The organism is Streptomyces sp. NPDC001100, from assembly GCF_053598575.1.
In genome coordinates this window covers 299,207-319,615 of record NZ_JBSFKO010000003.1, presented here as the reverse complement: position 1 = coordinate 319,615, position 20,409 = coordinate 299,207, and the positions used below count along the sequence as shown (strand labels likewise).

General features: G+C 71.1%; 16 protein-coding genes. 12 read left to right on the top strand and 4 right to left on the bottom strand.

The window, feature by feature from the left end:
- Together ACWDEW_RS05970 and ACWDEW_RS05965 are read right to left on the bottom strand one after the other, a co-directional pair.
- Window positions 1-585, bottom strand: a complete 585-nt coding sequence (locus tag ACWDEW_RS05970; protein WP_450510017.1) for a response regulator — start codon at window positions 583-585, stop codon at window positions 1-3.
- 11 nt (window positions 586-596) lie between these two features.
- Window positions 597-4,733: a HAMP domain-containing protein gene (locus ACWDEW_RS05965; protein WP_450510015.1), complete on the bottom strand. Its 4,137-nt coding sequence runs from the start codon at window positions 4,731-4,733 to the stop codon at window positions 597-599.
- Between the two features lie 102 nt (window positions 4,734-4,835).
- Here ACWDEW_RS05965 and ACWDEW_RS05960 point away from each other — a divergent pair, with 102 nt between their 5' ends.
- The 3 genes from ACWDEW_RS05960 to ACWDEW_RS05950 all read left to right on the top strand — a co-directional run bounded on the left by ACWDEW_RS05960 (window position 4,836) and on the right by ACWDEW_RS05950 (window position 8,778).
- Window positions 4,836-6,812 carry a SpoIIE family protein phosphatase gene (locus ACWDEW_RS05960; RefSeq protein WP_450510013.1) on the top strand — a complete coding sequence of 659 codons (1,977 nt, stop codon included), beginning with the start codon at window positions 4,836-4,838 and terminating at the stop codon, window positions 6,810-6,812.
- A gap of 66 nt (window positions 6,813-6,878) precedes the next feature.
- The gene (hemW, locus tag ACWDEW_RS05955) at window positions 6,879-8,111 is read left to right on the top strand and encodes a radical SAM family heme chaperone HemW (protein ID WP_450510011.1); all 1,233 of its coding nucleotides are present in this window, start codon (window positions 6,879-6,881) and stop codon (window positions 8,109-8,111) included.
- Window positions 8,112-8,211: 100 nt separating this feature from the next.
- Window positions 8,212-8,778, top strand: a complete 567-nt coding sequence (locus ACWDEW_RS05950) for a Uma2 family endonuclease (protein ID WP_450510009.1) — start codon at window positions 8,212-8,214, stop codon at window positions 8,776-8,778.
- Here the strand turns inward: ACWDEW_RS05950 and ACWDEW_RS05945 are convergent.
- Window positions 8,768-9,565 (bottom strand): DUF3097 domain-containing protein, encoded by a 798-nt coding sequence (locus tag ACWDEW_RS05945; protein ID WP_450510007.1) that lies wholly within the window; start codon window positions 9,563-9,565, stop codon window positions 8,768-8,770. The two genes, ACWDEW_RS05950 and ACWDEW_RS05945, sit on opposite strands and share 11 nt — an antisense overlap.
- A 31-nt stretch (window positions 9,566-9,596) precedes the next feature.
- The gene (locus ACWDEW_RS05940) at window positions 9,597-10,319 is read right to left on the bottom strand and encodes an MBL fold metallo-hydrolase (RefSeq protein WP_450510005.1); all 723 of its coding nucleotides are present in this window, start codon (window positions 10,317-10,319) and stop codon (window positions 9,597-9,599) included.
- 181 nt (window positions 10,320-10,500) lie between these two features.
- Here ACWDEW_RS05940 and hrcA point away from each other — a divergent pair, with 181 nt between their 5' ends.
- The 9 genes from hrcA to ACWDEW_RS05895 all read left to right on the top strand — a co-directional run bounded on the left by hrcA (window position 10,501) and on the right by ACWDEW_RS05895 (window position 20,408).
- Window positions 10,501-11,517 (top strand): heat-inducible transcriptional repressor HrcA, encoded by a 1,017-nt coding sequence (hrcA, locus tag ACWDEW_RS05935; RefSeq protein WP_200713968.1) that lies wholly within the window; start codon window positions 10,501-10,503, stop codon window positions 11,515-11,517.
- Window positions 11,518-12,654 (top strand): molecular chaperone DnaJ, encoded by a 1,137-nt coding sequence (gene dnaJ, locus ACWDEW_RS05930; RefSeq protein ID WP_399116463.1) that lies wholly within the window; start codon window positions 11,518-11,520, stop codon window positions 12,652-12,654. It begins immediately after the preceding gene.
- A 123-nt stretch (window positions 12,655-12,777) separates the two neighbouring features.
- Window positions 12,778-13,854, top strand: coding sequence for a nitronate monooxygenase (locus ACWDEW_RS05925; protein ID WP_450510003.1), 1,077 nt, complete (start codon window positions 12,778-12,780; stop codon window positions 13,852-13,854).
- Window positions 13,851-14,603 (top strand): 16S rRNA (uracil(1498)-N(3))-methyltransferase, encoded by a 753-nt coding sequence (locus tag ACWDEW_RS05920; RefSeq protein WP_450510002.1) that lies wholly within the window; start codon window positions 13,851-13,853, stop codon window positions 14,601-14,603. The genes ACWDEW_RS05925 and ACWDEW_RS05920 overlap by 4 nt, the downstream gene beginning before the upstream one ends.
- Before the next feature lie 36 nt (window positions 14,604-14,639).
- A complete protein-coding gene (locus ACWDEW_RS05915; RefSeq protein WP_450510001.1) occupies window positions 14,640-15,032 on the top strand; it encodes a VOC family protein in 393 nt (130 codons plus the stop codon).
- Window positions 15,033-15,174: 142 nt separating this feature from the next.
- Complete coding sequence (locus tag ACWDEW_RS05910; RefSeq protein WP_450510171.1) at window positions 15,175-15,687, top strand: hypothetical protein; 513 nt, start codon at window positions 15,175-15,177, stop codon at window positions 15,685-15,687.
- Between the two features lie 70 nt (window positions 15,688-15,757).
- Window positions 15,758-19,021: a S41 family peptidase gene (locus ACWDEW_RS05905; RefSeq protein WP_450509999.1), complete on the top strand. Its 3,264-nt coding sequence runs from the start codon at window positions 15,758-15,760 to the stop codon at window positions 19,019-19,021.
- 121 nt (window positions 19,022-19,142) lie between these two features.
- Window positions 19,143-19,496 (top strand): histidine triad nucleotide-binding protein, encoded by a 354-nt coding sequence (locus tag ACWDEW_RS05900; RefSeq protein ID WP_450509997.1) that lies wholly within the window; start codon window positions 19,143-19,145, stop codon window positions 19,494-19,496.
- 6 nt (window positions 19,497-19,502) lie between these two features.
- Complete coding sequence (locus ACWDEW_RS05895; protein ID WP_450509995.1) at window positions 19,503-20,408, top strand: ribonuclease Z; 906 nt, start codon at window positions 19,503-19,505, stop codon at window positions 20,406-20,408.
- The last annotated feature ends 1 nt before the right edge of the window (window position 20,409 follow it).

Here is a 20,409-nt window from a genome sequence, read left to right as displayed (position 1 = left end):
TCAACGTCCTTGCCCCCGGCGCATGTCCCGCACCAGCTGCCCCAACTCCCCCACCTTGTGCCGAAGTTCCTGCACCTCGTCCACCGTGCTCGCAGCCATGTGCGCCTCGATCTCCTTGAGCCGCGACGCCAGTTCGTCGAACTGCCCCTGCTCACGGGCCAGCAGCCGCTCCAACTGCTGGTTCTTCCGGTGCAGTTCGAGGAAGACGGTCACCTTCGCCCGCAGCACCCAGGGATCGAACGGCTTGGTCAAGTAGTCGGCGGCGCCCGTGGCGTAGCCGCGGAACGCGTACCCCGCGTCCGAGTCGCTGCCGGTCAGGAAGATGATCGGGACGTCCTTGGTCTGGTCGAGCCGTTTGATGTTGGCCGCGGTCTCGAACCCGTCCATGCCCGGCATGCGGATGTCCAGCAGGACGACGGCGAAGCGCTGCCGCAGCAGCGCCTTCATCGCCTCCTCGCCCGAACGAGCGCGTACCAGTGGCTCGTTGAGGGACCCCAGGACGGCCTCCAGTGCGAGCAGGTTGTCCTCCATGTCGTCGACCAGGAGGATGCTCGCGCGCTCGTCGGACGTTGCCTCAGCGCTCATGATGACTGGCCTCACTCAGTCGTCGGCGGTATCGCCGTCTCCCCTGTACCCGCATCGGTCCCCGCGATGTCGGTCTCGGTCTCTGTGTCGGGGTCCAGGAGGGCGCAGACGACGGTCAGCAGCTGGTCCACGTCCACCGGCTTGGGCACGTAGTCGTTGGCGCCCCGGGCGATGGACTTCTCCCGGTCGCCCGGCATCGCCTTGGCGGTGAGCGCGACGATGGGCAGGCCGGTCCAGCGCGGGGTGCGGCGGATGGCGGCTATGGTCTCGTACCCGTCCATCTCCGGCATCATGATGTCCATCAGCACGAGTTCGACGTCGGGATTGCGCTCCAGGGTCTCGATGCCCTCGCGGCCGTTCTCCGCGTAGAGCACCGGCATGCCGACGCGGCCCAGGACATGGGTGAGGGCGAAGACGTTGCGGATGTCGTCGTCGACGATCAACACCCGCCGCCCCGGCAGCACCTGACCGGCCCGGCCGGCCTTCCACGCCTCCAGTTTGGTGGGCGTCGGCCAGGAGTCGTCCACCTCGTGCCCGGTGAACGGCTCGGCCGACAACTCCTCGGCCGTCGTGGGCAGTTCCTGGTCCTCGGTGGTCCGCCCGGTCGCCGCGTGGCCGGGGCTGACGACGGGGACGTACAGCGTGAAGGTCGAACCGCTGCCCGGCTCGCTCTCCGCGACGATACGGCCGCCGAGCAGCCCGGCGATCTCCCGGCTGATCGACAGCCCGAGCCCCGTACCGCCGTACTTGCGGTTGGTGGTGCCGTCGGCCTGCTGGAACGCCTCGAAGATCACCGGGAGTTTCTCGGCGGCGATCCCGATGCCGGTGTCGGAGACGGCGAACGCGATGACCTCGTCGCTGTCGTGGGAGTAGCGGTGGTCGGGGTCCTTGACCCGGTTGACGCGGAGTTCGACCCGGCCGGTGGCGGTGAACTTGATGGCGTTGGACAGCAGGTTGCGCAGGATCTGCTGGAGCCGCTGCTCGTCCGACCACATCTCGCGCGGTACGTCCTCGCCGACCGACACCTCGAAGGCGAGCCCCCGGTCCAGGGTGAGCGGGCGGAACGTGGCGTGGACGTAGTCGAGGAGCTTGATGAGGGGGAGGCGCTTGGGGCGTACGTCCATCCGGCCGGCCTCGATCTTCGACAGGTCGAGGATGTCGTTGATGAGCTGGAGGAGGTCCGAGCCGGAGCGGTGGATCGTGGTCGCGAACTGCACCTCCTGGTCGGAGAGATGACCGTCCGGGTTGTCGGAGAGCAGCCGGGCCAGGATCAGCAGCGAGTTGAGCGGGGTGCGCAGCTCGTGGCTCATGTTGGCCAGGAACTCCGACTTGTACTGGGAGCTGGTGGCCAACAGGGCTGCCTTCTCCTCCAGTTCGGCGTTGGAGCGCTGCAACTCGGCCTGCTGCTTCTGGAGTTCGTCCGAACGTTCCTGCAACTGCATCGCGAGCCGCTGGGACTCGCCGAGCAGGGACTCCGTGCGGGAGTTGGCGATGATGGTGTTGATCGCGACGCCGATGGTGTTCACGAACTGGTCGAAGAACGCGAGGTGGACGTCGGAGAAGCGGGAGAAGGACGCCAGTTCGATGACGCCGAGGAGCTTGTCCTCGAAGAGGATCGGGATGATGACTACGCTCGCCGGGGCGGCTTCCCCCAGTCCGCTGTTGATCTTGATGTAGTCCGGCGGGGCCTCCTCGACCAGGATCCGCTTCTTCTCCCGCGCCGCCTGTCGCACCAGACCGTGCACCGGCATACCGCCCGTGTCCACGGTCGCGCCCTGCGCCGACCCGTACCCCGCGATGAACGCAAGTCCCTTGGCCGGGATGGCCGTTCGCAGGCTGTCCTCGTCGGGATCGGCCAGGAAGAACGCCCCGTACTGGGCGTTCACCAGCGGGGTCAGCTCGCGCAGGATCAGGTCGGCGACCTCCATCAGATCGCGGTGCCCCTGCATCAGCGCGGCGAGCCGGGCCAGGTTGGACTCCAGCCAGTCCTTCGCGCGGGTCGTCTCGCGGAGGTTGGCCACCATCAGGTTGATGTTGTCCTTGAGCTCGGTGACCTCGCCCTGGGTCTCCACCGTGATCGAGCGGGACATGTCGCCCTGTGCCACCGCGGAGGCCACCTCGGCGATCGCGCGGACCTGCGTGGTGAGGTTGAGCGCGAGTTCGTTCACGTTGGTCGTCAGGCGCTTCCAGGTGCCGTAGACGCCCTCCACCCTTGCCTGGCCGCCGAGTTGGCCCTCCGAGCCGACCTCGCGGGCCACCCGCGTGACCTCGGAGGAGAAGGAGGAGAGGGTGTCGACCATCGTGTTGATGGTGGTCTTCAGCTCCAGGATCTCGCCGCGCGCGTCCACGTCGATCTTCTTCGACAGGTCGCCCTGCGCCACCGCCGTCGCGACCTGCGCGATGTTCCGCACCTGCGACGTCAGGTTGTCGGCCATGTAGTTGACGTTGTCGGTGAGGTCCCGCCAGACACCGGAGACACCCAACACCTGCGCCCGGCCGCCGAGTCGGCCGTCGGTGCCGACCTCGCGGGCCACCCGGGTCACCTCGTCGGCGAAGGCGCGCAGCTGCTCCACCATCGTGTTGACGGTGTCCTTCAGTTCGAGGATCTCGCCGCGCGCGTCGACCGTGATCTTCTTCGACAGGTCGCCGTTGGCCACCGCGGTCGTCACCTGGGCGATGTTCCGGACCTGCGACGTCAGGTTCAGGGCCATGAAGTTGACGTTGTCCGTGAGGTCCTTCCAGACCCCGCTGACGCCTCGCACCTGAGCCTGTCCGCCGAGATTTCCTTCCGTGCCGACCTCGCGCGCCACGCGCGTCACTTCGTCCGCGAAGGCGGAGAGCTGGTCCACCATCGTGTTGATGGTCGACTTCAGCTCCAGGATCTCGCCCTTCGCCTCCACCGTGATCTTCTTGCCGAGGTCGCCCTGCGCCACCGCCGTCGACACCAGCGCGATGTTGCGGACCTGCGACGTCAGGTTGTCCGCCATGAAGTTGACGTTGTCGGTGAGGTCCTTCCAGACGCCGGAGACGCCCCGCACCTGGGCGCGTCCGCCGAGGTTGCCCTCGGTGCCGACCTCGCGGGCGACGCGTGTGACCTCGTCGGCGAAGGCGGAGAGCTGGTCGACCATCGTGTTGATGGTCGACTTCAGTTCGAGGATCTCGCCCTGGGCGTCGACCGTGATCTTCTGACTCAGGTCGCCGTTGGCCACGGCCGTCGTCACCTGGGCGATGTTCCGCACCTGCGACGTCAGGTTCGACGCCATGAAGTTGACGTTGTCGGTGAGGTCCTTCCAGACCCCGGAGACGCCCCGCACCTGCGCGCGCCCGCCCAACTGCCCCTCGGTGCCGACCTCGCGGGCCACGCGCGTGACCTCGTCGGCGAACGCGGAGAGCTGGTCCACCATCGTGTTCACGGTGAGCTTCAGTTCGAGCAGCTCACCGGTCGCCTCGACGGTGACCGTCCGCGTCAGGTCACCGCGCGCCACCGCCGTGGTGACGAGGGCGATGTCACGCACCTGCGCGGTCAGCCGGGACGCCATCGTGTTGACCGCCTCGGTCACGTCCCGCCAACTGCCCGACAGGCCCTGCACCTTGGCCCGCCCGCCGAGCCTGCCCTCGGTGCCGACCTCGCGGGCGACCCGGGTCACCTCCCCGGTGAACAGGGAGAGCTGGTCCACCATCTTGTTCACCGTGCGGCCCAGGCGCCGTAGATCACCGCGCAACTGCCTGCTGCCGTCGTGCAGATCGACCCGCTGGGTCAGATCGCCGCCCGCCACCGCGTCCAGGACCCGGGTCGCGTTGGCGGCCGGGGCGACCAAGGCGTCGAGGAGCTGGTTGACGTCGTTGACGCGGGAGGTCCAGCCGCCCTGGCCCGGGCTGGCCGAGAGGCGTTCGTCGAGGCGGCCGTGGCGGATCAGTTCCCGTTTGACGCGCTGCGTCTCGGAGTTGAAATGGGTGCTGCGGTCCATGATCTGGTTGAAGGCGGCGGTCAGTTCGGCCACCAGGCCGTGACCCGTCTCCGGCGCCTTCGTGAAGTCACCGTCCCGGGCCGCCGTCATCACTGCGAGCAGAGGGCGGAGATCCGATGCTCGAATCCAGTCCTCTTTGTGTCCGTCTTCGAGCACACGCGTAGCACTGTTCTCACTCATGGAGGCCCACTTCGGTAACTCGGCGCTTATGGCCGCGGCCAGTCTGTCACTCTGTCCGCATCGACCGAGGCGAATTCGTCCGATCTGCTCGGGGAGCTGCGCATGGGGGCAATTCCGACGCAACGGGAGACCACTTCGCGTGCTCCCGATGCGCCCGCGCACCACGGCGCGGACCCGCGCACGACCATGCGCGCCACGCTCTCCGGAAGCCCCCTCGCGCCCGGCTGTGCCCGCGGCCTGGTCCGCGCCGCGCTCCTCGAATGGACCGGACTCGTCCTGCCCGGAACCGAACACCTCACCGACCGGCTCGCCGACGACGCGATGGTCGTCGTCAGCGAACTCGTCACCAACGCCGTCGTCCACGCCGGTACGGACGTCGAGCTGGTCTGCCGCCTGGAGGACACCCGGTCCGTCGTCGTGGAGGTCGCCGACCACCACCCCTCCCGCGCCCCGCGCGACAACAGCGGTGAACCGGCCTGCGAGACACCGGAGTTCGGGCGCGGGCTGCGGCTCGTCGCCACGCTCGCCGAGGCCTGGGGCGTCACCTACCGCACCGGCACCAAAACCGTGTGGGCCCGCCTGCCCGCCGAAGGCAGCCCGGCCGACGAGGAGTTGGAGGCGTACGGCGGCGACCGCGGCCTGCGCGTCGCCGAGATCCTCGCCCCCGAACCCCGGCGCGCCGAACGCGACCGGGACTGGCTCGGCCGCGGCGCGCTCTCCTTCCTCGCCGAGGCATCCGACCTCCTCGCCGGACAGCTCGACGAGGACCTGGTCGCCGCGCTCGCCGGACAGCTGATCGTGCCGAGACTGGCCGACTGGTGCGCCGTATGGCTGGAGGACGAGACGATGGGGCGGTGGGGGTCCTCCCGGTCGAGCGGAGCAGGGAGCGGGGGAGGCTGGGGCGAGGACGCCGGGGCCGGACCGCGCCTCGCCCGCGTCTGGCACGGCAGCGAGAACCGCATCGAGGAACTGCGCGGCGCCCTGGAGAAGCACCCACCGCGCCCGCAGGACTCGCTGCGGCCCGCGCCCTACCCCTGGCCCGCCGACGCCCTCGGCCCGCACGGCACCCACGGCGCGGCACTCGCGTACCGGCTGATCGCGGGCGGCCGGCCGCTCGGCACCCTGGTCATCGGACGGTCCGGGCTGCCCTGCTTCCCCGACGAGGTCACCGGCCTGGTCGAGGACCTCAGCCGCCGGGTCGCACTCGCCATCGGCGCGGCCCGCCAGTACGCCCGCCAGGCCACCATCAGCCGCGTCCTCCAGCGCGGCCTGCTGCCCGGCGCGGTCGCCGAGATCCCCGGCGTGCACAGCGCCCTCGTCTACGAACCCTGCGACAAGGGCGGCCCCAGCGGCGACTTCTACGACCTGTTCCCGGCCGGTGACGGCCGCTGGTGCTTCGCCCTCGGCGACGTCCAGGGCAAGGGCCCCGAGGCCGCCGTGGTGATCGGCCTCGCCCGCCCCTGGCTGCGCCTCCTCGCCCGCGAGGGCTACCGCGTCGCCGACGTCCTCGACCGCCTCAACCAGCTCCTCCTCGACGACGCCACCGAGGCCGCCGACGCCGCGGCCCACGCCCTGGTCGCCGCGGGCGGCATGCCCGGCCCCGTCGGCGACGGCCCCCGCTTCCTCTCCCTCCTCTACGGCGAACTGGTCCCCTTCGACGGCGGCGTCCGCTGCACCCTCGCCTCCGCGGGACACCCACTGCCCCTGCTCCTCGGCGCGGACGGCTCCGTCGCCACGACAGCCCGCCCGCAGACCCTCCTCGGCGTCATCGAGGACGTCACCTACACCAGCGAGACCTTCGAACTCCGCCCCGGCGACAGCCTGTTGTGCGTCACCGACGGAGTGACCGAGCGCCGCTCCGGCACCGTCCAGTTCGACGACGCCGACGGCCTCGCGAAGGCGCTCGCCGGCTGCGCGGGCCTCAGCGCCGAGCTGATCGCCGAGCGGATCAAGCGGTTGGTGCACGAGTTCGGGGGGCGTCCACCGGAGGATGATCTGGCGTTGCTGGTGCTTCAGGCGGAGCACGCGGAGCACGCGGAATCGGCGGGACAGGCGGAGCAGGCGGAACAGTCGGAATAGGCGGGCGGGCGGAGCGCAGGGAGCGGGCGGAGCGGGCAGTCGTACGGGTGCTGGACAATGGAGGACATGCCTTCCGCACTCCCCGACGGTGAACCCGTCCCCGACGACGGCGCCCTGCCCGCGCAGGCGCTCGCCGGGGCCGCGGCCCGCCCCCTCGGGTTCTATCTGCACGTCCCGTACTGCGCGACCCGCTGCGGCTACTGCGACTTCAACACCTACACGGCGACCGAGCTGCGCGGCACGGGCGGAGTGCTGGCCTCCCGCGACAACTACGCGGACACCCTGATCGACGAGGTCCGCCTGGCCCGCAAGGTCCTCGGCGACGACCCGCGCCCGGTGCGCACGGTCTTCGTGGGCGGCGGCACGCCCACACTGCTCGCGGCGGGCGATCTCGTCCGGATGCTGGGCGCGATCCGCGACGAGTTCGGCCTGGCCGACGACGCGGAGATCACGACCGAGGCCAACCCGGAGTCGGTCGATCCGGCCTACCTCGCGGCCCTCCGCGACGGCGGCTTCAACCGCGTCTCCTTCGGCATGCAGAGCGCGAAACAGCACGTCCTGAAGGTCCTGGACCGCACCCACACCCCGGGCCGCCCCGAGGCCTGCGTCTCCGAGGCCCGCGCGGCCGGCTTCGAGCACGTCAACCTCGACCTGATCTACGGCACCCCGGGCGAGAGCGACGACGACTGGCGGGCCTCCCTCGACGCGGCCCTCGGCGCGGGCCCCGACCACATCAGCGCCTACGCCCTGATCGTCGAGGAGGGCACCCAGCTGGCCCGCCGGATCCGCCGCGGCGAGGTCCCGATGACGGACGACGACGTGCACGCCGACCGGTATCTGATCGCCGACGAGGTGATGTCCGCGGCGGGCTTCGACTGGTACGAGGTCTCGAACTGGGCGACGTCGAATTCCGGCCGTTGTCTGCACAACGAGCTGTACTGGCGCGGCGCCGACTGGTGGGGCGCGGGCCCCGGGGCGCACTCGCACGTCGGCGGGGTGCGGTGGTGGAACGTGAAGCACCCGGGCGCGTATGCGGGGGCCCTGGCGGCGGGCCGCTCCCCGGGCGCCGGCCGGGAGATCCTCTCGGCCGAGGACCGCCGGGTGGAGCGGATCCTGCTGGAGCTGCGGCTGCGGGAGGGCGCGCCGCTGGACCTCCTCCACGAGGACGGCCTCAAGGCCTCCCGCCGGGCCCTCACCGACGGACTGCTGCAACAGCGGCCCTACGACGAGGGACGCGCCGTGCTCACGCTGCGGGGGCGGTTGCTGGCGGACGCGGTGGTGCGGGACCTGGTGGACTGATCACTCGGGCGGGTGCATCCGAGCAGAACGCCGGTTCGGTCCTTGGTCTGTTTCCTGAGCTGCCGTCGACAGAGCGCGGCGGATGCGGAGGGCCACGGAGATGACCGCTGTGGATGATCGCCGAGTGCATGAGACGTTCGAGAACCTTGAGGTGCCCGAGGGCTACAAGGCTGAACTCATCCGGGGGGACATCGTGATGATGGCGGGGCCCGACAAGGTCCACAACCGCATCGTGCAGTCCGTGCAGGACCAGATTCCCTCCAGTCGGTGGGAGCGTCTCCAGACGCAGGATGTGGCATTTCCCGGCGAGAACAGCGAGCCCCAGCCGGGCCTCGTAGTCATGGAGATCGGCGCGGACGACGGTCCGGGACGACTCGTACCTGCTCCCGCCGTGACGATGCTCGTCGAGGTCGTGTCGAAGACCAGCGCCCACCGGGACTACGTGGACAAGCGGTCGATCTACGCCGCAGGAGGCGTCCCTGTCTACCTGATCATCGACCCGTTCGAGGCCAGGTGTGTGGTGCTGACAGAGCCGACCGGGGCCGGTTTCTCGGCGGACTATCAGTCGGAGCGGACGCGTAAGTTCGGTGACCTCGTAGCGCTGCCGATCGTGGGCATCGACCTGGACACGACCGCATTCGCCACCCTGCCGCGTCTCAGGCCGTGACGAAGTCGATCAACTCCTCCACCCTGCCCAGCAGTTCCGGCTCCAGATCCTTGTAGGACCGGACCTTGGCCAGAATCGCCTGCCACACCGCACCGGTGTTTTCCGGCCAACCCAGCGCCCGGCACACCCCCGTCTTCCAGTCCTGCCCGTGCGGGACCCGGGGCCACGCGGCGATGCCCACGGAGGACGGTTTCACGGCCTCCCAGATGTCGATGTAGGGGTGGCCCACGACGAGCGCGTGCTCGCTGGTGACCGACTGGGCGATGCGCCACTCCTTGGTGCCCGGCACCAGGTGGTCGACCAGGATGCCGAGCCGCGCGTCCGGGCCCGGACCGAACTCCTCCACGATGGCCGGCAGGTCGTCGACGCCCTCCAGGTACTCGACCACCACCCCCTCGATGCGCAGGTCGTCGCCCCACACCCGCTCGACGAGCTCGGCGTCGTGCCGCCCCTCCACGTAGATCCGCCCGGCGCGGGCCACGCGCGCGCGTGCACCGGGGACGGCGACCGAACCGGATGCCGTACGGGTGGGCCGTAGCGGACTCGAAGGCGGCCTGACCAGGGTGACCACCCGGCCCTCCAGCAGGAAGCCCCTCGGCTCCATCGGGAACACCCGGTGCTTTCCGAAGCGGTCCTCCAGGGTGACCGTGCCGGCCTCGCAGCGGATCACCGCGCCGCAGAAACCGGTGCCCGGCTCCTCGACCACCAGGCCCGCCTCCGCGGGGACCTCGGGGACGGGCCTGGGCTTCTTCCACGGCGGGGTCAGGTCGGCGGAGTACTGGCGCATTCGGATGACGATAGGAGAAGGCCGGGAGGCGTCACCGCGACACGCCGAAACGCGTTGCCAACGCGTCCCGTTGGGCCCGCACGAACCCCGCGTCCACCACCGCTCCGTGACCGGGCACGTACAGCGCGTCCTCCCCGCCCAGGTCGAGCAGCCGGTCCAGCGCGGCCGGCCAGTGCCCCGGTACGGCGTCGGGGCCCGCCTGGGGTGCGCCGGACTCCTCGACCAGGTCGCCGCAGAACACGACCGGCGGGTCGCCCGGCACCATGAGCGCGAGATCGTGGGCGGTGTGTCCGCGAGTCGCCACCAGGTGGACGTCCGGGCCGCCGTCCATGTCGAGCACCGTGGGGCCCCACACGTATTCACGGGGGCACACGAGGATGTCCGCCGCGTTCTCCGCCGCCCGCGGGTCCAGACCGTTGCGCACCGCGTCGGCCCGTACCTCCTCACCACAGCCCTCGAACACCTCGCCCGGGCCCCCGGCCGCGAGAACCGTCGCCCCGGCAAAGACCGACGCCCCGAAGACATGGTCGAAATGGGCGTGGGTGAGCGCGAGATGGGTCACACGGCGCCCGGCGAGCGCCTGCGCCTGCATGCGCAACCGCGCGCCCTCCGCCACACTCGACCCGGCGTCGATCATGAGCGCCGAGCCGTCCCCGACGACCAGCCCCACCGTGCAGTCCCAGCCAGGCAGCCGGCACCGGCCCACCCCGGCGGCGAGCCGCTCCCACCCCGCCTCTTCCCAAGTCACCGTCATACGGCGACGCTAACGGTGACGGCACCCCACGGCGTGACATCGCAGGACCGGCCTTGCCCGGGGTGTACCTCACGGCCGTACACTGGCCGGGGAACGCTGGCACTCACGCGCACAGAGTGCCAGGAAAGGGCGGGCTCGCGACAAGCGGCGACAAAGGCGACCAGAACTGGAGGTGTGCGCGATGCTCAGCGAACGCAGGCTTCAGGTACTGCGCGCCATCGTCCAGGACTACGTCGGCACCGAGGAGCCGGTCGGGTCCAAGGCGCTCACCGAGCGGCACAGCCTCGGCGTCTCCCCGGCGACCGTGCGCAACGACATGGCGGCCCTGGAGGACGAGGGGTACATCGCCCAGCCGCACACCAGCGCCGGACGCATTCCCACGGACAAAGGCTACCGCCTGTTCGTCGACAAGCTCGCCGGCGTCAAGCCGATGACCGGCCCCGAGCGCAAGGCGATCCAGAACTTCCTCGACGGCGCGGTCGACCTCGACGACGTCGTCGGCCGTACGGTGCGGCTGCTCGCGCAGCTCACCCGGCAGGTCGCCGTCGTGCAGTACCCGTCGCTGACCCGCTCGACCGTGCGGCACGTGGAGCTGCTGTCGCTGGCCCCCGCGCGCGTGATGCTCGTGCTGATCACGGACACCGGGCGGGTCGAGCAGCGCATGGTGGACTGCCCGGCGCCGTTCGGGGAGTCCTCGCTCGCGGATCTACGCGCGCGGCTCAACAGCCGGATCGCCGGCCGCCGCTTCGCGGACGTGCCGCAGCTCGTGCAGGACCTGCCGGACGCCTTCGAGAACGAGGACCGCGGCACGGTCGCGACGGTGCTCTCCACCCTCCTGGAGACCCTCGTCGAAGAGACAGAGGAGCGGCTGATGATCGGCGGCACCGCCAATCTCACCCGCTTCGGACATGACTTTCCCCTCACCATCCGCCCCATCCTGGAAGCCCTGGAGGAGCAGGTCGTCCTCCTCAAGTTGCTTGGTGAGGCGGGGGATTCGGGCATGACCGTACGGATCGGTCACGAGAACGCCTACGAGGGACTCAACTCCACGTCGGTGGTGTCGGTCGGCTACGGTTCGGGCGGCGAGGCAGTCGCCAAGCTCGGCGTGGTCGGACCGACCCGCATGGATTACCCGGGAACGATGGGAGCGGTACGCGCAGTGGCACGGTACGTCGGACAGATCCTGGCGGAGTCCTAAGTGGCCACGGACTACTACGCCGTCCTCGGCGTGCGTCGCGACGCGTCGCAGGATGAGATCAAGAAGGCCTTCCGCCGGCTCGCGCGCGAGCTGCACCCGGACGTGAATCCGGATCCGAAGACCCAGGAGCGGTTCAAGGAGATCAACGCCGCTTACGAGGTGCTCTCGGACCCGCAGAAGAAGCAGGTCTACGACCTCGGCGGCGACCCCCTCTCGCAGGCGGGCGGCGGCGGAGCCGGCGGCTTCGGCGCGGGCGGCTTCGGGAACTTCTCGGACATCATGGACGCGTTCTTCGGCACGGCGTCGCAGCGCGGGCCGCGCTCGCGCACCCGCCGCGGCCAGGACGCCATGATCCGGCTGGAGATCGAGCTCGACGAGGCGGCCTTCGGCACCACGAAGGACATCCAGGTCGACACGGCCGTCGTCTGCAACACCTGCAACGGCGAGGGCGCCGCCCCCGGCACCTCCGCCCAGACATGCGACATGTGCCGCGGCCGTGGTGAGGTCTCGCAGGTGACCCGGTCCTTCCTGGGCCAGGTCATGACGTCCCGCCCCTGCCCCCAGTGCCAGGGCTTCGGCACCGTCGTGCCGACGCCGTGCCCGGAGTGCGCCGGAGACGGCCGCGTCCGCTCGCGGCGCACCCTGACGGTCAAGATCCCGGCCGGTGTGGACAACGGCACGCGGATCCAGCTCGCGGGCGAGGGCGAGGTCGGTCCCGGCGGCGGCCCCGCCGGTGACCTGTACGTCGAGATCCACGAGCTGCCGCACGCGATGTTCCAGCGCCGCGGCGACGACCTGCACTGCACGGTCACGCTCCCCATGACCGCCGCGTCCCTGGGCACGAAGGTGCCGTTGGAGACGCTGGACGGCATGGAGGAGGTCGACATCCGCCCGGGCACCCAGTCCGGCCAGTCGATCCCGCTGCACGGCAGGGGCATCACGCATCTGCGCGGCGGCGGCCGGGGCGACCTCATCGTGCACGTCGAGGTCACCACCCCGACCAAGCTCGACGTGGAGCAGGAACGTCTGCTCAGGGAGCTCGCGAAACTGCGCGGCGAGGAGCGCCCCATGGGGACGTTCCAGCCGGGGCAGCAGGGGCTGTTCTCGCGGTTGAAGGACGCGTTCAACGGTCGCTGAACCGGTCGTCGAATCGGTCGTCGAATGGGGCGTGGAACCGGTCTCCGCGCGGGCATGCATCTGTCCTATGCCTGCCGGAAGGCCGGATTCGGACTTGTTCGGAGGACGTGACAACATGCCGTCATGTCCTCCGCACTGACCGATCTTTTCCCGCATCCGATCGTGCAGGCCCCCATGGCGGGCGGTGTCTCCGTACCGCGCCTCGCGGCTGCCGTGTCCGAGGCCGGCGGGCTGGGGTTCCTCGCCGCCGGGTACAAGACCGCCGACGGTATGTACCAGGAGATCAAGCAGCTGCGGAGCCTGACGTCCCGCCCCTTCGGCGTGAACCTCTTCATGCCGCAGCCGGAGTACGCGGACAAGGCGGCGGTCGACGTCTACGCCCACCAGCTGGCCGGCGAGGCCGCCTGGTACGACACGGAACTCGGCGATCCGGACAGCGGCCGCGAGGACGGCTACGACGCGAAGCTGTCCGTGCTGCTCGACAACCCGGTGGCCTTCGCCTCCTTCCACTTCGGCGTCCCCACCCGTGAGGTGCTGGACTCGCTGCGCCGGGCCGGCACCTTCACCCTCGTCACCGCCACCACCGCCGAGGAGGCCCTCGCCGTGGAGCGGGCCGGCGCCGACGCGGTGATCGCGCAGGGCATCGAGGCCGGCGGCCACCAGGGCACCCACCGCGACCTCCCGGAGAGCGACGGCTCCGGCATAGGGCTGCTCTCCCTGGTCGCCCAGATCCGCGAGACGGTGAGCCTCCCGATCGTCGCCGCCGGCGGTCTGATGCGCGGCAGCCAGATCGCCGCCGCCCTCGCGGCGGGCGCGAGCGCGGCCCAGCTCGGCACGGCGTTCCTCGCCACCCCCGAGTCCGCGGCGAACGTCCTGCACAAGCAGGCACTCACCAACCCCCTTTTCACGCGTACCGAGTTGACCCGCGCGTTCTCCGGCCGCCCGGCCCGCGGCCTGGTCAACCGCTTCATGCGCGAGCACGGCCCGTACGCCCCCGCCGCCTACCCCGAGGTCCACCACCTCACCTCGCCGCTGCGCAAGCAGGCCGCCGCGGCCGGTGACGCGCAGGGCATGGTGCTGTGGGCGGGACAGGGCCACCGCATGGCCCGCGAGCTGCCGGCCGGCCGGCTGGTCGAGGTACTGGTCGCCGAACTGACCGCCGCCCGGACAGCGTTGTCCACCGGGGGTGACCTCCGATGACGGCGCCGGTGTTCGTGGTCGAGTCCCTGGCGGGCGTGGGCCCCGGCTCCGTCGCCGAGGTGGACGGCCCCGAGGGACGGCACGCCGTCTCCGTACGACGGCTGCAGCCCGGCGAGGACGTCGTGCTCACGGACGGACAGGGCCGGGGCGCCGCCGGGGTGGTCCTCAGGGCCGAGGGCAAGGACCGGCTGATCGTCGAACTCCACGCGTTCCCCGTCGAGCCGGAGCCCAGCCCCCGCATCACCGTCGTCCAGGCCCTCCCCAAGGGCGACCGCGGCGAACTGGCCGTGGAGACGATGACCGAGACCGGCGTCGACGCCATCGTCCCCTGGGCGGCCGCCCGTTGCATCACGCAGTGGAAGGGCGAGCGCGGTCTGAAGGCCCTCGCGAAGTGGCGGGCCACCGCCCGCGAAGCCGGCAAGCAGTCCCGCCGGCTGCGCTTCCCGGAGGTCGCGGACGCCGCAACGAGCAAACAGGTTGCCGCACTTCTCGCCAAAGCCGACTTCGCCGCCGTACTCCACGAGGACCGCGACTACCGCAGCGAACCCCTCGCCACCGCCGAACTCCCCGCCGAGGGCGAGATCGTGCTGGTCGTGGGCCCCGAAGGCGGCGTCTCGCCCGAGGAGTTGGCCCTCTTCGAGGAGGCCGGGGCGAAGGCCTACCGGCTCGGGCGCAGCGTGCTGCGCACATCGACCGCCGGGACAGCGGCCACGGCCCTGCTCCTGGGCCGCACCGGACGCTGGTCCTGAACCACAGGAACCACAGGAACCACAGGGGAGAGAGCCGTGGAACTGGCCCAAGTGAGGCTGCTCGTCACCGACTTCGCCGCCTGCTACCGCTTCTACGCCGAAGTCCTCGGCCTGAAGCCGCAGTCGGGGGCGACCGAGGGACCGTACGAGAAGTTCAGCCCGGCGGTCGGGTCGGCCGGGATCGCGCTGCAGGACCGCGCGATGATGGCTCAAGTCCTTGGTGAGCTGGGGGAGTTGGTCACCGGGCATCGCTCGCTGGTGGTGCTGCGGGTGGACGACCTGGACGCGTACTGCGCACAGATCACCGACCGGGGCGCCGTGTTGCTGCACGGCCCGGCGCCGATGACGGACCGGATGCGGGTCGCGCATCTCAAGGACCCCGAGGGCAATGTGGTGGAGCTTCAGGAGTGGCTGCTGCTCCGGGGCTGACGATCGTGCGCCGGTGATCGCGCCCCCGGCGCACGGGTGGCCGTATGCGCTCTTCCGTGTGCGCCCCGACGGTGGCAGGCTGCCGTCCATGGGGGCGTTGAGGCAGAACTGGCGTCGGCCCCGCGGACGGCGGGTGGCCGCCGTGGCGGGGCTCGCGATGGTGTCCGTGGGCGGGGTCGTCGCGTGCCAGCCCGGTGATCTCAGTGCGGCGACCGTCGCGTACACCACCGACAAGACGGCCACCGCGGAGCTCAAGCGGGACCATGTGAGCGTCCGCTATCTGACCTGCACGGGCAACTACGGCAGCGGCAACAAGGCGTACACGCCCGGGAAGACGCCCTCGCCGACAGAGTCCACGGTCGTCTCCGTGGACTGCCAGGGGCAGACGAACGACAACCGGGACATCACCGTCACGGGCAAGGTCACCCGGGCCGTCGACGGCGCCTGTGTGCGCGGCGACCTGGTCGCCAAGGTGGGCGGCAAGCAGGTGTTCCACGTGACCGGGCTCGGCGACTGCAACGCGGCGACACCCTCGTCCGTGGTCAACCCGAACCCGAGCCTCACCTACGGCCCCGGACCGACCGTCACCGTCACGGTCACCAAGACCATCTGGTGCAAGGGCGACCCGACCTGCTGGCCCGTGGAGGGCAAGTGAGGGCCCTTCCCTAGCGGGCAAGTGATCCAAACCGCTGTCTTCACAGGCCGCCGCTGCATACGCTGATCAGGTGACTCAGCCCTCAGCGTCCGCAGCCCAGGCCGGTCTCCAGGCCTATCTCCGCTTCCCGCACCTGCACGGCGAGTTGATCGCCTTCACCGCCGAGGACGACGTGTGGCTGGCCCCCCTCGACGGCGGCCGGGCCTGGCGGGTCAGCGCCGAGAACGTGCCGGTGAACCACCCGCGCGTCTCGCCCGACGGCACCACCGTCGCCTGGACCTCCACCAGGGACGGCGCTCCCGAGGTGCACATCGCCCCGGTCGACGGAGGACCGGCCAAACGCCTCACCCACTGGGGGAGTTCACGCACCCAGGTGCGCGGCTGGACGGCGGACGGCCAGGTCCTCGCCATCAGCACCCACGGTCAGGCGAACCTCCGCCGCAGCTGGGCCCGCACCGTCCCGCTGGACGGCGGACCGGCAACCACCCTGCCGTACGGGCCCGTTGGCGATGTGGCCATCGGGCCCGCCGCCACCGTCCTGCTCTCCGCCCCCATGGGCCGCGAGGCCGCCTGGTGGAAGCGCTACCGGGGCGGCACCGCGGGCAAGCTGTGGATCGACCGCGAGGGCGACGGCGAATTCACGCGCCTGCACGAGGAGTTGGACGGCAACATCGAATACCCGGTGTGGGCGGGGGAGCGGATCGCGTTCCTCTCCGACCACGAGGGCACCGGCGCCCTCTACTCCTCCCTCGCCGACGGCACCGACCTGCGCCGCCACACACCGCTTGGGGGCACTTCCCGCTCGAGCGGAGCCGAGAGTGGGGGAGGCTTCTACGCCCGGCACGCGGCCGGCGACGGCACCCGGATCATCTACTCCTCCGCCGGTGAACTCTGGCTCCTCGACGACCTGGACGGCGCCGAACCGCGCCGGCTCGACATCCGGCTCGGCGGACAGCGCACCGACCAGCAGCCCTTCCCGGTGTCCGCCGCCCGCTGGTTCGCCTCCGCGTCGCCCGACCACACCGCGCGCGGCAGCGCCGTCGCCGTCCGCGGCACCGTCCACTGGATCACCCACCGCGCCGGCCCCGCCCGCGCGCTCGCCGCCACCCCCGGCGTCCGCGCCCGGCTGCCCCACACCTTCCGCGTCGACGGCGAGGAGTGGGTGGTGTGGGTGACGGACGCCGAGGGCGACGACGCCCTGGAGTTCGCCCCCGCCACCGGCCTCGCCCCCGGAGCCACCCCGCGCCGCATCGCCGCCGGACAGCTCGGCCGCGTCCTCGCGCTCACCGTCGCCCCCGACGGCGGACGCGTCGCCGTCGCCTCGCACGACGGCCGCGTCCTCCTCATCGAGCGGGAGACCGGCGAGGTCCGCGAGGTCGACCGCAGCGAGGACGGCGACGCCTCCGGCCTCTCCTTCTCGCCCGACTCCGCCTGGCTCGCCTGGTCGCACCCCGGCCCGCGCCCGCTGCGCCAGCTCAAGCTCGCCAACACCACCGACCTGTCGGTCACCGAGGCGACCCCGCTCCGCTTCCAGGACTACGCCCCCGCCTTCACCCTCGACGGCAAACACCTGGTCTTCCTCTCCACCCGCTCCTTCGACCCGGTCTACGACGAGCACGTCTTCGACCTCGCCTTCGTGGTCGGCGACCGCCCGCACCTGATCACCCTCGCCGCCACCACCCCGTCCCCCTTCGGACCCCAGCGCCACGGCCGCCCCTTCGAGGCCCCCGACAAGGACGAGACCCCCGACAGCGAGGGCCGCCCCACCACCCGTATCGACCTCGAAGGCCTCGCCGACCGCATCGTCCCGTTCCCCGTCGAGGCCGGCCGCTACTCCAACCTGCGCGCCGCCAAGGACGGCGTCCTGTGGCTGCGCCACCCCGTGCAGGGCGTCCTCGGCGCCACCCGCGCGACCCCCGAAGACCCGGACCCCAAAACCGAGTTGGAGCGCTACGACCTCGCCCAGCAGCGCATCGAGCACCTCGCCGGGGACGCCGAGCACTTCGAGGTCAGTGGCGACGGCAAACGCGTCCTGCTGCGCACCGACCACAAACTGCGGGTCGTCCCGAGCGACCGCCGCGCCTCCTCCGAGGACGACGACAGCGACTCGAACATCAACGTCGACCTCTCCCGCATCCGCCAGACCGTCGACCCGGCCGCCGAATGGCGCCAGATGTTCGACGAGACCGGCCGCATCATGCGCGACAACTTCTGGCGCCCCGACATGAGCGGCGTCGACTGGGCCGGCGTCCTCGACCGCTACCGTCCGGTCCTCGACCGCGTAGCCACCCACGACGACCTCGTCGACCTCCTCTGGGAGGTGCACGGCGAACTCGGCACCTCGCACGCCTACGTCACCCCGCGCGGCGGCTACGGCCACGGCGAACGGCAGGGCCTGCTCGGCGCCGACATCTCCCGTCACGAGGACGGTAGTTGGCGCATCGACCGCATCCTGCCCTCCGAGACCTCCGACCCGGCCGCCCGTGCCCCCCTCGCCGCACCCGGAGTCGCCGTCCGCCCGGGCGACGCGATCCTCGCGGTGGCCGGCCAACCGGTCGACCCGGTAACGGGACCGGCCCCCCTCCTCGTAGGCACGGCCGGCAAGCCCATCGAGCTGACCATCTCCCCGGCAGGCGGCGGCGACCCCCGCCACGCGGTCGTCGTCCCCCTCGCCGACGAGGAACCGCTCTACTACCACGCCTGGGTCGCCGACCGCCGCGCCTACGTCCACGAGAAGTCCGGCGGCCGCCTCGGCTACCTCCACGTCCCCGACATGCAGGCCCCCGGCTGGGCCCAGATCCACCGCGACCTGCGCGTGGAGGTGGCCCGCGAGGGCCTGGTGGTCGACGTCCGCTACAACCGGGGCGGCCACACCTCGCAGCTGGTCGTGGAGAAGCTGGCCCGCCGCATCGTCGGCTGGGACCTGCCGCGGGGCATGCGCCCGTACAGCTACCCCGAGGACGCACCTCGCGGGCCGGTCGTGGCCGTGGCCAACGAGTTCTCGGGCTCCGACGGCGACATCGTCAACGCGGCGATCAAGGCGCTGGGCATCGGCCCGGTGGTCGGCACGCGCACGTGGGGCGGTGTGATCGGCATCGACAGCCGCTACCGCCTGGTCGACGGCACGCTGGTCACCCAGCCCAAGTACGCGTTCTGGCTTGAGGGGTATGGGTGGGGGGTGGAGAACCACGGGGTGGATCCGGACGTGGAGGTGGTGCAGAGGCCTCAGGATTATGCGGCGGACAGGGACACCCAGCTGGACGAGGCGATCCGCCTGGCGTTGGAGAAACTGGAGACCGTTCCCGCAAAGACACCGCCGGTCCTGCCCACCTAAGGGGCGCGGGGCTGACGGTTTGCGGCTCCGCCGCGTGGGCGCGCCCAGCCCCCACGCACCCGCACCCGACGACGATACGATGCCTCGCGTAAAGCGCCGCTCACCTCCCGGAGGGGATCCCATGTCAGGGGAACCGCAGAACGACTGCCTGTTCTGCAAGATCGCCGAGGGCCACATCCCGGCAACGATCGTCCGTGAAACGGACACCACCGTCGCGTTCCGGGACATCAACCCCCAGGCCCCCACCCACGTCCTGGTGATCCCCCGCGTCCACTACCCCGACGCCGCCTCCCTCGCCGCCGCCGAACCGACGATCGCCGCCGACATACTGCGCGAGGCGGGCGAGGTCGCGGCGGACGAGAAGCTCGACAGCTACCGCGTGGTGTTCAACACGGGCACCGGCGTGGGCCAGACCGTCTTCCACGCCCACGCCCACGTGATGGGCGGCCGCGGCATGCAGTGGCCCCCCGGGTAACTCACCGTGTCCGTACGTGAATTGGTGATCCTCGGCACCGCAAGCCAGGTCCCCACCCGGCACCGCAACCACAACGGCTACCTGCTGCGCTGGGACGGCGAGGGCATCCTCTTCGACCCCGGCGAGGGCACCCAGCGCCAGATGCTCCGCGCCGGGGTCGCCGCGCACGACCTCAACCGGATCTGCGTCACCCACTTCCACGGCGACCACTCCCTCGGCCTCGCGGGCGTCATCCAGCGCATCAACCTGGACCGCGTCCCGCACGAGATCACCGCGCACTACCCGCGCTCGGGCCAACACTTCTTCGACCGCCTGCGCTACGCCACCGCGTACCGCGAGACGGTCGGCATCACGGAGTCCCCGGTGGCGGCGGACGGAGTGATCGCCACCACGGGGAACTACACCCTGGAGACCCGCAAGCTCTCCCACCCCGTCGAGTCCTACGGCTACCGCCTCACCGAACCCGACGGCCGCCGCATGCTCCCCGACCGGCTCGCCGCGCACGGCATCAAGGGCCCGGACGTGGGCCGTATCCAGCGCGAGGGAGTCGTGGACGGCGTCTTGCTGGACGAGGTCAGCGAGGTGCGGCGCGGGCAGCGGTTCGCGTTCGTCATGGACACCCGCCTCTGCGAGGGGGTGCACGCCCTCGCAGAGGGCTGCGACCTGCTGGCGATCGAGTCGACGTTCCTGGACGAGGACGAGCAACTGGCCGTGGACCATGGCCATCTGACGGCTGGTCAGGCGGCGCGGGTGGCGCAGGACGCGGGCGTCCGGCACCTCGTCCTCACCCACTTCAGCCAGCGCTACTCCGAGCCGGAGGAGTTCGAGCGGCAGGCGCGGGCGGCCGGGTTCGAGGGGGAGCTGACCGTGGCGCACGATCTACTCAGGGTGCCGGTTCCGAAACGGTTGTAAA

Excerpts from the sequence above, each read along its gene's own strand:
- hemW (WP_450510011.1), top strand. The coding sequence starts at position 6,879 with ATGCCTTCCGCACTCCCCGACGGTGAACCCGTCCCCGACGACGGCGCC.
- ACWDEW_RS05920 (WP_450510002.1), top strand. The coding sequence starts at position 13,851 with ATGACGGCGCCGGTGTTCGTGGTCGAGTCCCTGGCGGGCGTGGGCCCC.
- ACWDEW_RS05940 (WP_450510005.1), bottom strand. The coding sequence starts at position 10,319 with ATGACGGTGACTTGGGAAGAGGCGGGGTGGGAGCGGCTCGCCGCCGGG.
- ACWDEW_RS05900 (WP_450509997.1), top strand. The coding sequence starts at position 19,143 with ATGTCAGGGGAACCGCAGAACGACTGCCTGTTCTGCAAGATCGCCGAG.
- ACWDEW_RS05925 (WP_450510003.1), top strand. The coding sequence starts at position 12,778 with ATGTCCTCCGCACTGACCGATCTTTTCCCGCATCCGATCGTGCAGGCC.
- hrcA (WP_200713968.1), top strand. The coding sequence starts at position 10,501 with ATGCTCAGCGAACGCAGGCTTCAGGTACTGCGCGCCATCGTCCAGGAC.
- ACWDEW_RS05950 (WP_450510009.1), top strand. The coding sequence starts at position 8,212 with ATGACCGCTGTGGATGATCGCCGAGTGCATGAGACGTTCGAGAACCTT.
- ACWDEW_RS05960 (WP_450510013.1), top strand. The coding sequence starts at position 4,836 with ATGGGGGCAATTCCGACGCAACGGGAGACCACTTCGCGTGCTCCCGAT.
- ACWDEW_RS05945 (WP_450510007.1), bottom strand. The coding sequence starts at position 9,565 with ATGCGCCAGTACTCCGCCGACCTGACCCCGCCGTGGAAGAAGCCCAGG.
- ACWDEW_RS05965 (WP_450510015.1), bottom strand. The coding sequence starts at position 4,733 with ATGAGTGAGAACAGTGCTACGCGTGTGCTCGAAGACGGACACAAAGAG.
- ACWDEW_RS05970 (WP_450510017.1), bottom strand. The coding sequence starts at position 585 with ATGAGCGCTGAGGCAACGTCCGACGAGCGCGCGAGCATCCTCCTGGTC.